We start from the raw sequence: 13,250 nt of genomic DNA, 5'->3' as shown, positions 1-13,250 counted from the left end.
CATCCCTCTTATCGGGAGGAATTATGTCAATTTGACACAATTCCTCTCTGCCCATTCAGATAAACCACCACGGCAGTTCCAGCCACAGGTTATCCATAGCTTGTTCCTCGGTCTTTTTGGCGCGGCCTTTCGTCAGGTGAAAGTATATCGCCGTGCCAATCAGCGGATGTTCCTCGCCATCGGTAAAGCCATAACGATACAGCAAATAGGTCTGCTCCCGTTGGGTCAGCCGTTTCAGGCCATCGTACAGTTCCCGGCGCGATTCCTGCTCCTCTATAATGCTCTGCGGTTGCATGGCGTAGGGGTCGGCTATGGCTTCAATGCGCCGTAGTTGTTCTTCTCCCGACAGAACATCGTCCAGCGAAATACGCTGGTAGCAGATACCATCCTTGTCCTCTGTCACCATCCGCTGCTCAAAAGCAGTAAAGGCATCCCGAACCATATCCATCATGGCGTTGCGGATGGCAGGAGCCGCATAAGTCAGGAACTTCATGCCGCGCGCTACATCGAACTTTGGCACGGCCCTCCACAAGCCCATATTCCCTGCCTGTTTCAAATCGTCCGTGTCAAGGTTCAGGCCGGACTGTGCCAGATTCATGCTGCGGAAAAGGTCATTTGCCACCTTGCCAATAAAGGACTTGTTGTTGTCGATCAGGCTGTCCAGTGCGGCGGCATCGCCTTTCTGCGCCAGCGCACAAAGCCGTTCATTCGTCTGCTTCATGGGCTTTTTCCTGCTCTGCGGCAGACTGCAAGATTCCCAGCAGACCGTTCCGCAGCTGTTCCAGTGCTTCCGGCGTGGCTCCTTCCATACCCGAAACGCTGTCCAACATTGCATCTGTCAACTGCTCTGCCGTAATCGTTGGGTGCTGCACATCCTGCCCTTTGGTCAATTCGGTGAACATCTTCTCCGCCACTTTCTTGCTCATGGCTTCCTGTTCGGCGTAATGGCTCCCGATGTCCTTTTTGATTTCCTTGACCGTTGCCATGAAGTACATTTCAATGTCATCAAGGTCGCCTTGGTACACTGGCTTTCTTCGGAGACTGATGTCCTTTGCGGCTTTGGCTGCTTCCGGGGTCTTGACCTTTGTGCGCAGCAGGGTGCTCAATGTCGTGAGCATGGCATTCTGTGCTGCGATGCCGGATGCGAAGGTATCATCAAAATACTGCGCTATGCGGTAAGTAAGCTCTGCAAAGCGGGCGTTTTCCAACAGCAGGTTGACCACCTCTGCATTGACACGCCCTGTGTAGAGGTTCTTTGCGGCTTCTACGGACAAGCCCAGTTCGGCAATGTCGTAATTTTTGCGGTCGGGGATGTTGGTTTCTCCCAGCAGGAAATCCGTGGACACATTAAACAGCCTTGCGATTTTCAGCACCTGCTCATGGGTCAGCGTCCCTTTTGCACCGCTTATGAAGCGGCTGATGGTGCTTTTGGAGCAGCCGAGTTCCTTGGCAAGTTCTGGTTGGCTGATGTTGTGCTCTTTCATCAAGTCCGCAAGACGGATGTTGGATGGTGCGGGCAGATATTCCTGTGCCATGTGGTCGGCCCTCCTTTTTGAGCTTTTTCCTCATTATAATACGCTCTGCCGTTTTGTTCAATATACGGTTACCGCTCCGCCCTTGCTGTTGCAGTCCTGCAACCAGTGAGGGCATTTTTCTTTTTCCGTTGCAGTTCTGCCGCTTTTTCGCCTTTCCTGCAAAATTTTCCGTATATTCAGGCAGGAAGCAAAAAACACCAGAGTTCCCACTTTGGGGTACTCTGGTGCAACGCACGAAACAAAGGAGAAATGCCCTTGAGTCTGTATCAAACTGTCAAGTCCGCCATCACCGTTCGGCAGGTGGGAGAAATGTATGGCATGGAGCCCGACCGCCATAGCATGGTGTGCTGTCCGTTCCATTCCGACAGCGACCCCAGCATGAAGCTGAACGACACCTATTATTATTGCTTCGGCTGTGGAGCCAACGGAGATGCCATCGACCTCACCGCCAAGCTGTTTGACCTGAACCCCCGGCAAGCCGCCGAGAAGCTCGCAAGTGACTTCGGGCTTGACCCGGATAAGCCGCCCGCCAATGCCATCGCCCTGCCGCCCAAGCGTGGCCTGACGGACGAGCAGTGGGCAGACATCGCCTACTGCCTGCGGGTGCTGACCGATTATCTTGACCTGCTGCACGACTGGCAGGAGCGCTACAAGCCCGCCACCCCGGAGGAGCCGCATGACCCACGGTTTGAAGAAGCCCTCCACACGACCGAGACCATCGAGCACCTGACGGACTGCGTTGTATTTGGGACGCCCCAGCAGAAGGCCGACGCCGCTGCGCGGCTGCTGTCCGGGTCGTACCTGCTGATGCTGGAAGAGCGCACCAACCGCCTTGCTCTGGCAAAGTGCGCCTGATAATTTATTCACCCGAAGTGGTGGGTCTCACCGTGAGACCCACCACTTCACTTTTCTAAAGGAGAACCACCCTATGAAGAAAAACATTTCCCGCAACCCCTTATGGCCGGACTGGTACAACGGAAAGAAGATCGATGAAGTCCAGTTTGGCCGTGCCTTTCTGGAACAGTGGCCGCTGAAATGCGTCAACGGAACGCTGTATACGCTGGACGGCCCGGTAGAGGATGAGAGCGAGATCAAGCAGCGCATCTTGGAGAACATCGAGGAATATGTCACCTCCGGCCTGTCAAAAAAGGTCACCAACATTCTGGAGACCATCAAGCTGCTGGCCTTTTCCGACCCGTTCCCCATCGAGCAGGACTGCATCCACCTCCAGAACGGTGTGTACCATCTGCCGGACGGCTCTTTTCAGGAGAGCCGCCTGTTCTGCCAGAACCGCCTGCCTGTGAAGTATGACCCCAAAGCCGCCAGCCCTGACCGCTGGCTGACCTTTCTGCACGAGCTGTTGGACGATGCTGACATCCCCACCTTGCAGGAGTATCTGGGCTACTGCCTGATCCCCAGCACCAAAGGGCAGAAGATGATGCTCATTGTCGGCAAGGGCGGCGAGGGCAAGTCCCGCATCGGGCTGGTGCTGAAACGGCTCATGGGAGATGCCGCCAGCAATGGCAGCGTCCAGAAAGTGGAGAACAACCGCTTTGCCCGTGCCGATCTGGAACGCCGCCTGCTGATGATCGACGATGATATGGACATGAACGCCTTGCCCAAGACCAACTATATCAAGACCATCGTGACCGCCGAAGCCAAGCTGGACTTGGAGCGCAAAGGTGTCCAGAGTTACCAGCGGGACATTTATGCCCGGTTCCTCTGTTTCGGCAACGGTACGCTGACCTCACTGTACGACCATTCGGACGGTTTCTTTCGCCGCCAGCTTATCTTGACCACCAAGGACAAGCCTGCCGACCGCATGGATGACCCCTTCCTTGTGGAGAAGATGTGCGCCGAATTGGAGGGTATCCTGCTCTGGTGTCTGGAAGGGCTGCACCGGCTGGTGCAGAACGATTTCCGCTTCACGGTCAGCGAACGAGCCGCCGCCAACGTGGACACCATCAAGCGCAGCAGCAACAATGTCATTGACTTCATGGAATCCGAGGGCTACTTCCGCTTTAAGGCAGACTACTCCATCAGTTCCAAAGATTTCTATGAAATCTACAAACTGTGGTGCGAAGATAACGCCTGTCACAGCGTATCGGCGATCCGTTTCAGCGCAGAACTGCGCCAGAATGACCGCCGCTACAACCTTGAAGCCACCAACAATATCTATCTGCCCGGTGGCCGCAGGGTGCGGGGTTTTGTAGGCATCGAGCCGCTTGTCCACCCCTGTCCGTAAAAAGTGCATTTTTTCACGGAAGAAGTTCGTACAACCTGTACGGTCTGTACTTGTACGCATCTGTACGGCGAATTAAAGCGTTTTAAAACGTGTTATCGTTTATATTTCGCATTTCCGTACGTCGTACGAACCGTACAGGTTATTTGAAGTCCGTACGCAATTTTTTCAGATGCGTACGGAGCAATCAAGTTCGCATTGTGCGAACTTGATTGTAACTCTCCCGCAGGAGACGTTCCCCCTCGGAGAGCCCACTACACTTTGCAGACCATAGGGATGAAAGTGTCATAGTGGGTTATTACACTTCCGCAGAAGTGCATCTCCGTTCCCCGTCACCTCTCGATGAACCTTGAAAGGAGGGATGCCCTTGGCAAGAAATGATGGTATTGACCGCACCAGTGTCCGAAATCTCGCCGTTTCGGATAAGGCCGTTGGCAACACTCAGCAGCACAATGAGCGCGAAAAGGACAGCTATCGGAACCCCGACATTATCCCCCAGCGCACTGCATGGAACGTCCACTTCAAAAAGCCAACCGCCAGCTACACTGACCTGTTCGCCCAACTGGAAACCGCTGGTACGATTTCAACGCGCGGCCTGAAGCCGGATGCCACCCATTATTGCGAGCTTGTCTTTGATGTCAACTCGGCCTACTTTGACAACCACGGCGGCTATGAGTTCGCTAAGCAGTTCTATGCAGATGCCTACAAAGCTGCTATCCAAATCGTAGGCGGTGAGCAGTATATCCTCTCGGCTGTCATGCATGCCGATGAGATCAACCGTGCCATGACAGAAGCATTAGGCCGGGAGGTCTACCACTACCATCTCCATGTGGTCTATGTGCCTGTGGTGGAAAAGCAGATCCTCTGGTCGAAACGCTGCAAGGATAAGGCACTGGTCGGCACAGTCAAGGAGACCGTCATGCAGGTCAGCCGGAGCAAGAAGTGGGCATCCAAGCCCCTGATGGACGATGCTGGAGAGCCCGTCCTGCAAAAGAACGGCAAACCAGTCCTGAAGAAGTCGTACAGCATCCTGCAAGACGATTTCTTCAACTATATGCGCAACGCCGGATACACGGATGTGGAGCGCGGCGAGCGCGGCAGTACCGAAGAACACCTGACCGTCACCCAGTTCAAAGTCCAGCGGGAGCAGGAGCGGCTGGACAGCCTGACCGCCCAGATTGACCAGAAAGAGCAGCACCTCACCCAAACCAACAAAACCCTCTCCAAGACCGAAAAGGAACTTGCCGCTGTGCAGAAAAAGGCCACGCTCACGAAAGAAGCCCTCATTCACGCGCGCGATCTGGATTATATCGGCAAGCGCACCTTCCTCGGCAACTACTCGCTGACCGAAGAAGAATTTTCCAAACTGAAAAAACAGGCTGACCACGGCTATATGATGGACGTGGAGAACCGCCGCTTGAAAGAAGAACTTTTCACCGCTAAGAAGGAGGCCGTTCGTTGGAGCAACAAGTACCACGACCTGTGGTACGACGTGAAACCCTATCTGGATGCTCTCCACCGTGCGCCCGAACTGGTGCGCGGCTTTCTGGAAAAGATTCTTGCCCCCAAGCAGGAGCGCACCATGAATGTGCCGCAGCGAAACCGCAAGCGTGGGCAGGATATGGAACTTTGATTTTCGGAGGATACCATTTGAACAAAAAGAAGAAGTCGAACAAATCCGGCTACCCGGATGAAGCCATCAAAATCCTTGCACGCTGCTTTTATCCCTCCATGGTTGAGTTTTTCAACAGCGAGGAAGGCCAGCGCGAATATGAGGAATGGCTGAAAGAGCAGGAAGCACTACAAGCCTTGCCTGTTGCCGCATAAAAACAGCAGGACGCTCCCAGTAAAGGGAACGCCCTGCCTTATATAGATGTATCTCACCGAGGTGTGTCCAGTTGGGCACACCTCTTATTTTTTTGTCCTTAATCTTCTAGCCCATGGCTCCCGGTTGCATTTTTCAAATATTCCTCTGGGTCGCCATTCAAAATCAAGTCCGCATAGCCCAGCGGGTCATTGTAGATGAGGTAGTCCAGTTCTGACCTCTGCTCCATGGTAACATCCAGAGCATCCTCGGCCCCGGTGCAGTCAATGGAAATTTTTCTCCCATCCCGGAGTAGCAGTTCCACGCACCCGGTATCCATGTTGAAATGGCAAGCTCTTGCATCGTACTTCATAATCATACCCTCCAAATCTTGTGATTGTCTTACGGTCTATGACAAGGTATCGGAGTTTTGTGCCGTCCACGGGAGCCTTCATTGTTGTACCCGAAGAAAACGAAAAATCCGAACCCTTCTCCAATCGGAAACAGGTTCGGATTTTTCTTGTTTGGTGGGCGCGGGTGGATTCGAACCACCGAAGCTGAAAAGCAGCAGATTTACAGTCTGTCCCCATTGGCCACTCGGGAACACGCCCAGATTCATTTTTTACGCGGCCATCGCTTACCGCCTGTATATCTTACCATCGAATCTGAAATTTGTCAACCATTTTTTGCAAAAAAATCTTGACATCTTTTGTCAGCCGGTGTATACTACAACCAATGATTGTGGTTCAGACGCACAAATTAAAACAGAAAGGAGACTATTCTTTATGACGACTGACCGCGAAGCATTTCTCGCATCGTTCAAGGAGTATCTTGCCACCACCCCGGCTGTGGAACTGCTGAACGACTACACCTATTTGTTGATATACATCAATCACGACCCCTACGATGAGCAAGAACGATACCAGTACCTTGTGGATGCCGTTTCTACCGTAGGCACGAAGTTTTCTCAGGTCGACACATGGCGTGCCGGGTGCGCCAAGCGCCAGCGTGAGGACGACAACGCATTTTGGGAATCCGCAATGGCATGGCACGACCACCACTACGCCAAGGCCCCGGAGCCCTACTGCCTGAGCGATGTGCCCTGCGAGGAGACCGAATGGCTGGTGCCGGACGTCCTGCCGCGGGGCGAGATCTCCCTGCTGGGTGCCGACGGCGGCACCGGCAAGGGCATCTGGCAAGCCCAGCTCATCGCCTACGTCACCGCCGGGCAGACCAGCGGCTTCTTCCCCGAACCGCCCGCCCAGACCGGCCGGGTGCTCATCCTTGCGGGCGAGGACGACCCCGGCAAGGTGCTCAAGGGCCGCATCGCCGCCGCCGGAGCCGACATGTCCAAGGTGATGGTCGTCAGTGCCGACGACTACTACCTGCGCACCGGCCACCAGCTCTGCATCGGAGACGACGACATCACCACCTTTGTGGCGAAGATCAACCCCATCCTGTTGATCTTAGACCCGCTGCAAAGCTTTCTGCCCCCTGACGTGGAGATGGCCAGCCGCAACCAGATGCGCGGCGCCGTGCTGCCCCTGAAGAGCCTGAGCACCAAGTACCACCTCGCCACCCTCATCTCCATGCACACCAACAAGCGGCCGGGCGTTTCGGGCCGTGGCCGCCTCGCCGACAGCTCGGACCTGTGGGACATCGCCCGCAGCGTGCTGATGATGGGCCGCTGCAAGAACAGCACCGAGGGCCAGATCTACCTCAGCCACGAGAAGAGCAGCTACTCCAAGCCCGCCCAGACCGTGCTGATGCACATCGAGGACGTGACCGTGGACGGCGTGCCCACCGCGCGGGCCATCTTCGACGGCTCCACCGACAAGAAGGACGCGGACTTCATGGAGGAGCGCCGCCTCCGCCTTGCCCAGACCAAGGACGACACCACCGCCGCCATCCTCAACGCGCTGGCCGAGAGCCGCCTTGGCAGCATGGCCAGCAGCGAGCTGCGCGCCGCCGTCACCAAGGAGGTCGGGTGCAGCGAGAAGACCTACAACCGCGCCTACGCGGAGCTGGTAAAGAGCGGCCGCATCACGAAGAAGGCGATCCGGGAGAGAGATGGCTGCAACCGGTGGTACTCCTTCTCCGACTGGAGTAAATCCGATGACCAACTTAAAAAATAACTACGTTCTTATGTTTTAATTTGAATGTTGGTCTGGTTGGCCAACTTCGGTTGCTGGCCAAGTTCGAACTTGGTCACCCCCCTGTTGAACCCGGCCATGCTGGCCAAGTTCGATTTACGGCGATGCTTCGCTATTATTTCCGATGTTGGCCACCAAACCAGCTTGCAGTAGGGATGCAAAAGGCCCCAGAGCAGTGAAGCTCTGGGGTCTTTTTTCGTGGAGCGAGTGACAGGAAACGACATTCCAGCACCGCTCCTTTCACTCTATCAGGCTGCACAGTCCGGGTAGTTCACCACAGTAATCTCCGCCACAGCCTTTTCAACGGTCTGCAAAATGCGTTCTATCTTCTCCACCGTAGCAGCAGACAGAACCACCTCGCCGCATTGTTCACACTTCATGCAGGGAACATTTTTGATAACGACAACGCAGTTTTTCAGTTGTACCGTGTGAATGGTGGTGCTGGGCTTCATTTCGCCTTTGCAGAAAAAGCAAGTCATGTTCATTCCCCTTTCTTCTTTCGCTCTGGATGGCTTGCCGAATGTCTGCCAGCAGGATATCGCGCTCATACAAGCGAGCCTGTGAGTGCGCTGTAAGGAAGATTTCTCCGCTGCTGGCTAGTGTGCGCAGATTCTCTATTGTCAATTCCATCAGGCGGTTTCCTCTCCATCTGGTTCAGAAAGAATCTTTTTGAAAAGTTCTTCTGCCGTTCCACTGAAATGTTCCCCACCACCGTTATCCAGTTCTTCAAAGGCTTCCAGAGTGTCAGCGTTCGGCGTTTCATCTGGTACAGACTTCAGCAGAATATCCAGACAATACCGCTGAACGCTCTTGCCAGCGTCCGCAGCAGCCTTGCGAATCCTTGCCCCATCCTCTTTGGATGGGCGGAGCATGATATTATCCTTGCTTGCGTTGTACTTGACCGATGCTCTTTTGTGTGCATCAGATACAGCCATTACAGCACCCCCTCTTTACTATAGTATAACCGTTCATGATATAACCGTCAACGTATAATTTGCATCAAACAGAACCGTTAACATTGTGCAGTTTGCAGCGCATAGAAAAGCAAAAATCCCACGATACACGCCGTCATTCTAACGGTATATCGTAGGATTTTTCTTGGAGCTAGTGACAGGAGTTGAACCTGCAACCCACTGATTACAAATCAGTTGCGCTGCCATTGCGCCACACTAGCACACGTTACCTGAATAGTATACCACTGGCGGGCGGGTTTGGCAAGGCTGATTTTCGGGTTTTGGGCCGGGCGGCAAAACAAAAGCCCTCCGGCAGGGGCCGAAGGGCGCAGGGCGTTATTGGTCTGCCAGTGCCGCTTGGATCTTCGCGAAGTCCTCCAGCGTGAGGGCTTCGGGGCGGATGCGGGCGTCGAAACCCGCAGCCTCGATGGCGGCGATGATGCCCTCCTTGGGGCGGGAAAGGCCGCTGGCGATGGCGTTGGCGGCGGTCTTGCGGCGCTGGCCGAAGGCGGCGCGGATGAGGGCAAAATAGCCCTCCTCATCGGCCACCTCCACGGCGGGGGTGGGGCGGATGTCCATCCGTACCACGGCGCTGGTCACCTTGGGGGCCGGGTAGAAGCTGCCCGGCGCGGCGGTGAACATCATCTTCGACTGGGCGTAGTAGCTCACCGCACAGCTGATGGCGCTGGAAGCGCGGGTGCCGGGGGCTGCGGCCAGCCGGTCGGCGGCCTCTTTCTGGACCATGACGGTCAGGCTCTCCACCGGGAGGCGGTCGCCCAGCAGCTTCATGACGATGGGGCTGGTGATGTAATAGGGCAGGTTCGCGCAGACGGCCACCGGCATTCCGGGGAACTCCTCGGCGATGAGGGCCTTCAGGTCCACCTTGAGCACGTCGTTCATGACCAGCTTGAAGTTGTCCACGCCGGCCATCGTCTCAGTCAGCAGGGGCGGCAGCCGCTCGTCCACCTCGATGGAGACCACCTTGGCCGCGCGCTTGGCCAGCTCGCGGGTCAGCACGCCGATGCCGGGGCCGATCTCGATGACGCCGTAGCGCTTGTCCACCCGGCTGGCGTCCACGATCTTGATGGGCAGACCGGGGTTGATGATGAAGTTCTGGCCGAAGCCCTTCGACAGCGCGAAATCGTACTTTTCGCACAGCGCACGGACATAGGACAGGTCGGTGAGTTCTGGCATAGGGGCTCCTTTGTTGGTAGATTTTTTTCGTGGATCGGTTGGGGGGTCTTGTCGTAAGCTCAAGCGAAACCGGGGCGAAGTCTCGCCGGAAGCGGGCTTGCTTTTGCCTTATCTTGCGCAGTGCTAAACAAAGGCGCAGGGTTCCCTCTGCCGGGCTCGCCCTCTCAGGCGCTTCGCGCCAGCTGTCCTCCCTCTGTCGCATATGCGACATCTCCCTCCGGCCGGAGGGAGTCTTTCCCAAAGGGGGAGCCCTTGGCAAAGGCGAAACGTCTCCGCGCAGCGCCTTCGGCTCCCCTTACGGCAGCAGGGCGTAACGTATAAACTGGGAAACTTCCCGGACTGCCAAGGCCTCTCACTTTGGGAGAGGTGGCATCGCGTTAGCGATGACGGAGAGGGCAAGCCCGGCAGAGGCGGCGCAGAGCCTAGGTTTAGATTGTGCTTCCGACAGGCCCTTATTCCCCCGCTCCCTCGCTGCTGGCGGCGGGTTCGCTGCTGGCGGCGGGTTCGCTCCCACTGGCGGCTTCGCTTTCCGTTGCGCTGGCGGCTTCGCTCTCTGCCTCACCTTCGGCGGGTGCGGCGGGTGCGGCGGCGGCGCTGTCAGCGGCGCTGTCAGCGGTGCTGTCGGCTTCATTGACGCCGGAGACGGTGGTGGTGCCGGTCATCTGCTGGGCGGTGGCCACGGCGCGCTGGATCTGGGGGTCGGTGGAGGTGGTGTAGTCGTAGTAGGCGGTCTGCTCGTCGGCGGTCAGGGTACGATCCACATCCACGGTCAGGCCGGTGCCGTCAAAGGACGAGCCGTCGCCGCAGAGCAGCTTTGCCACGGTGACCACCACGGCGCTGCCGTCGGACAGGCGCTGGGGGCTGCTCTGGATGGTGCCCTTGCCCATGGTGGTGGTGCCCACAAGGCGGGCGCCGCTCATGGTGCGGAGACTGCTGGCGAAAAGCTCCGCCGCGCTGGCGGTATTGCCGTTGACGAGGCAGACCAGCGGCTGCGTGATGATGCTGTCGCCGGTGCTGGAACCCAGCGCGGTGCGGTTGCCGTTCTTGTCCTCGGCGTAGGCCACGGTGCCTTCGGGCACGATGAGGTCGATGCAGCTGATGGCGTCGTCGAGGATGCCGCCGCCGTTGTCCCGCAGGTCAAACACGAAGCTGACCGCGCCGCCCGCATTCAGGCTGCGCAGGGCGTAGTCCAGCTCACTGGGGGTGGAGCCGTCGAACTGGCGGATCCGGATGTAGCCCACGTTGTCTTGGAGCATCTCATAATCTACGGTGGTGGTATTATAGCCGGAGTGGGTCAGGTCGGCGGTGTGCTCGGTGGCCTCGCTGTCCAGCCACGTGACGTTCACGGTGGTGCCGCTCTCGCCCCGGAGCTTGGTCTGGACGGCTTCCACGCCGGTCAGGTTCTTGATGTCGGTGCCGTCCACGGCGGTGAGGTAATCCCCCACGGTGATGCCCGCCTCATGGGCCGGGGAGTCATCATAGACCTTGGTCACCTTGGCGTAGCCGGACTGGTCGATGGCCAGCTCCACGCCGATGCCCACGAGGGTTCCGTTCTGGGTGTTCATCAGGTCTGTATAACCTTGGGCGGTATAATACCGAGCGTATTTATCGCCGGTGCCCAGCAGGTAGCCCGCCGTCAGGCGGTCGTACAGGGTCGTTTCGTCGATGGTATAATAATCGTTGCTGCGGACGTAGCGGTCCACCTCCGCGATCTTATTGTACATGCTCTCCTTTTCCTTCACGCTGGAAACGGTGCTGTCGAACAGGCGCATCGCCACCAGCATGGTGATGGAGAAGGTCACGGTCATGGCAAGGATGACGATGCTGACCGCCATGCCAACGGATATCTTGCGATTCATAGTTGCTTTTCCCTCCCGCTCAGACCAGCAGCATCATGACCAAGCTGCCCAGCAGGGACAGGCCGAACACGCATGCCAAGATCAGGCAGCCCACGCGCAGGATGCGCTTGCGTTTTTTATCGTTCATCGTCCGAACGACCTCCTTTGATACAGACAGGAATTATTTCATGGGGATATAACCTCTAGGATTCACGGCATTGGCCTTGGAACCGCCCTTCCAGACTTCGAGGTGGAGGTGGTTGCCGGTGGAGTTGCCGGTGGAACCCACGTAGCCGATGAGTTCGCCCTGCTGGACATACTTGCCCGCCGAGGTAGCCACCGACCTCATATGGCCGTACAGGGTGCTGTACTGCTGGCCATCGGACATTTTGCCGTGGTAGATGATGACATAGTTGCCGTAGCCGCCGCTGGACCAGCCTGCCACCTGCACATAGCCGCTGGCGGCTGCGTAGATGGGGGTGCCCCCCGGGGCGGCGAAGTCCGTGCCCGCGTGGAGCTTGTTCACGCCGGAGACCGGATTCTTGCGCCAGCCATACTCGCTGGAGATGCGGGTATAGCTCTTGAGGGGGCAGATAAAGCCGGTGAAGCTCAGCTGCGGCTTGGAGGAGGCCGCGGCTGCGATGAGCTTCTGGACCTCTTTCTTGACGGCTTCATAGTTCATCTCGTCCGACTCGATGGCGGCTTGGGCGTCCTTCTGGGCTTTCTGGGCCTCGGCGGCGCTCAGCTTGGCCGCAGCCACGCTGGAGTTCAGCTCGCTCTGCTTGGCGGTCATCTGGGCGTTCTGGCTGTCCAGCTCGCTCTTCTTGCTCTGCAGCTCCGCCCGCTGGCTGTTCAACTGGGTCTTCTGCTCTTCGAGCTGGGCCTTGTCGTTTTCCAGCGCCTCTTTGGCGTTGCGCATATTGGTCAGGATCTCGGTATCCTTCACCGAGATGTCCTGCAGGGCTTGGTTGAAGGTGAGCAGCTCATACAGGTTCGTCACCGAGGAGAGCATGGCGACGCTGCCGCCCTCCCGCAGCTCCTGCATGGCGGCCATGTGGCCCTTGAAGGCCGTCCACTGGGTGTCGATCTCGCCCTGCTTGGCGGTGATCTCCTGCTTCTTGGCGGTGATCTCCTGCTCCTTGGCGGCGATCTCCTGTTCCTTGACGCCGATGCTGTTCTGCACCACGGCGATCTGGCTCTTGAGCACACCGATCTGGCTCTGGACCACCGTGACCTTCTCCTTCAGCTCGGATTCGAGGGCTTTCGCGGCCTGTTCCTTCTTTTTCGCGTCGGACAGTTCTTTTTTGTGCTGTTCGATGGACTGGCTCAGCTTATTCAGCTTATTTTGGAGGCTGGACATGCTGGTGGCCGCCGTGGCCGGGTAGACCGACACGCTCAGCAGCAGACAGGCCGCCGCCAGAAAGAGGCTGGCCGCCCGCATGGCCCGGTTGTGATGCCGGGAGGGCTTGGCGTGTTCGGGGCGGTGGTAGAGCCGGAAACCGGCGGAATGGCGTGCTTTCATGCTCTGTTC

General features: G+C 57.2%; 15 protein-coding genes, 2 tRNA genes and 1 pseudogene. 6 read left to right on the top strand and 12 right to left on the bottom strand.

The window, feature by feature from the left end; translation table 11 throughout:
* Positions 1-55: 55 nt before the first annotated feature.
* On the bottom strand, positions 56-721 hold the full coding sequence (locus C4N23_RS12600) for a sigma-70 family RNA polymerase sigma factor (protein WP_112146424.1): 666 nt from the start codon (positions 719-721) through the stop codon (positions 56-58).
* Positions 705-1,535: a helix-turn-helix domain-containing protein gene (locus tag C4N23_RS12595; protein ID WP_112146422.1), complete on the bottom strand. Its 831-nt coding sequence runs from the start codon at positions 1,533-1,535 to the stop codon at positions 705-707. Before C4N23_RS12595 ends, C4N23_RS12600 begins: the two co-directional genes overlap by 17 nt.
* 249 nt (positions 1,536-1,784) lie before the next feature.
* Here C4N23_RS12595 and C4N23_RS12590 point away from each other — a divergent pair, with 249 nt between their 5' ends.
* From C4N23_RS12590 to C4N23_RS12575, 4 genes are all read left to right on the top strand, one after another.
* On the top strand, positions 1,785-2,390 hold the full coding sequence (locus tag C4N23_RS12590) for a CHC2 zinc finger domain-containing protein (protein WP_112146420.1): 606 nt from the start codon (positions 1,785-1,787) through the stop codon (positions 2,388-2,390).
* A 73-nt stretch (positions 2,391-2,463) separates the two neighbouring features.
* On the top strand, positions 2,464-3,780 hold the full coding sequence (locus C4N23_RS12585) for a DNA primase family protein (protein ID WP_112146418.1): 1,317 nt from the start codon (positions 2,464-2,466) through the stop codon (positions 3,778-3,780).
* 364 nt (positions 3,781-4,144) lie between these two features.
* Complete coding sequence (locus C4N23_RS12580) at positions 4,145-5,410, top strand: plasmid recombination protein (RefSeq protein WP_112146417.1); 1,266 nt, start codon at positions 4,145-4,147, stop codon at positions 5,408-5,410.
* Positions 5,411-5,427: 17 nt separating this feature from the next.
* Complete coding sequence (locus tag C4N23_RS12575; RefSeq protein WP_242983797.1) at positions 5,428-5,604, top strand: hypothetical protein; 177 nt, start codon at positions 5,428-5,430, stop codon at positions 5,602-5,604.
* Between the two features lie 98 nt (positions 5,605-5,702).
* On the opposite strand, the gene C4N23_RS12570 is transcribed toward C4N23_RS12575, so the two are convergent.
* Together C4N23_RS12570 and C4N23_RS12565 are read right to left on the bottom strand one after the other, a co-directional pair.
* Positions 5,703-5,954 (bottom strand): DUF6061 family protein, encoded by a 252-nt coding sequence (locus C4N23_RS12570; RefSeq protein WP_112146413.1) that lies wholly within the window; start codon positions 5,952-5,954, stop codon positions 5,703-5,705.
* A 152-nt stretch (positions 5,955-6,106) separates the two neighbouring features.
* Positions 6,107-6,192 (bottom strand) — tRNA-Tyr (locus C4N23_RS12565).
* 174 nt (positions 6,193-6,366) lie between these two features.
* Here C4N23_RS12565 and C4N23_RS12560 point away from each other — a divergent pair.
* Positions 6,367-7,716: an AAA family ATPase gene (locus C4N23_RS12560; RefSeq protein WP_097839236.1), complete on the top strand. Its 1,350-nt coding sequence runs from the start codon at positions 6,367-6,369 to the stop codon at positions 7,714-7,716.
* An 8-nt stretch (positions 7,717-7,724) separates the two neighbouring features.
* Here the strand turns inward: C4N23_RS12560 and C4N23_RS12555 are convergent, their stop codons facing one another.
* From C4N23_RS12555 to C4N23_RS14240, 3 genes and pseudogenes are all read right to left on the bottom strand, one after another.
* The gene (locus C4N23_RS12555; RefSeq protein WP_112146411.1) at positions 7,725-7,958 is read right to left on the bottom strand and encodes a hypothetical protein; all 234 of its coding nucleotides are present in this window, start codon (positions 7,956-7,958) and stop codon (positions 7,725-7,727) included.
* 24 nt (positions 7,959-7,982) lie between these two features.
* On the bottom strand, positions 7,983-8,114 hold the full coding sequence (locus C4N23_RS14345) for a hypothetical protein (RefSeq protein WP_280953127.1): 132 nt from the start codon (positions 8,112-8,114) through the stop codon (positions 7,983-7,985).
* A gap of 21 nt (positions 8,115-8,135) precedes the next feature.
* Positions 8,136-8,186 (bottom strand): annotated as a pseudogene (locus tag C4N23_RS14240) (hypothetical protein); the annotation flags it as partial.
* Between C4N23_RS14240 and C4N23_RS14340 the strand changes: the two are divergent.
* Positions 8,167-8,298, top strand: coding sequence for a hypothetical protein (locus C4N23_RS14340; RefSeq protein WP_280953126.1), 132 nt, complete (start codon positions 8,167-8,169; stop codon positions 8,296-8,298). The pseudogene C4N23_RS14240 and the gene C4N23_RS14340 sit on opposite strands and share 20 nt — an antisense overlap.
* A 65-nt stretch (positions 8,299-8,363) precedes the next feature.
* Here the strand turns inward: C4N23_RS14340 and C4N23_RS12545 are convergent, their stop codons facing one another.
* The 5 genes from C4N23_RS12545 to C4N23_RS12525 all read right to left on the bottom strand — a co-directional run bounded on the left by C4N23_RS12545 (position 8,364) and on the right by C4N23_RS12525 (position 13,241).
* Positions 8,364-8,669 carry a hypothetical protein gene (locus C4N23_RS12545; protein WP_112146408.1) on the bottom strand — a complete coding sequence of 102 codons (306 nt, stop codon included), beginning with the start codon at positions 8,667-8,669 and terminating at the stop codon, positions 8,364-8,366.
* Between the two features lie 164 nt (positions 8,670-8,833).
* Positions 8,834-8,908: transfer RNA gene (locus tag C4N23_RS12540), tRNA-Thr, on the bottom strand.
* A gap of 115 nt (positions 8,909-9,023) precedes the next feature.
* Positions 9,024-9,881: a 16S rRNA (adenine(1518)-N(6)/adenine(1519)-N(6))-dimethyltransferase RsmA gene (gene rsmA / locus C4N23_RS12535; protein WP_112146406.1), complete on the bottom strand. Its 858-nt coding sequence runs from the start codon at positions 9,879-9,881 to the stop codon at positions 9,024-9,026.
* Between the two features lie 452 nt (positions 9,882-10,333).
* Entirely contained in the window at positions 10,334-11,740 is a 1,407-nt protein-coding gene (locus C4N23_RS12530; RefSeq protein WP_112146404.1) for a S41 family peptidase, read from the bottom strand.
* 160 nt (positions 11,741-11,900) lie between these two features.
* A complete protein-coding gene (locus C4N23_RS12525; protein ID WP_242983796.1) occupies positions 11,901-13,241 on the bottom strand; it encodes a murein hydrolase activator EnvC family protein in 1,341 nt (446 codons plus the stop codon).
* Positions 13,242-13,250 lie beyond the last annotated feature (9 nt).

The sequence above is a fragment of the Faecalibacterium hattorii genome (assembly GCF_003287455.1).
Lineage (GTDB): Bacteria > Bacillota > Clostridia > Oscillospirales > Ruminococcaceae > Faecalibacterium > Faecalibacterium hattorii.
Note: the sequence above shows the minus strand (reverse complement) of the source record. Positions and strands in the feature narration are given on the sequence as shown.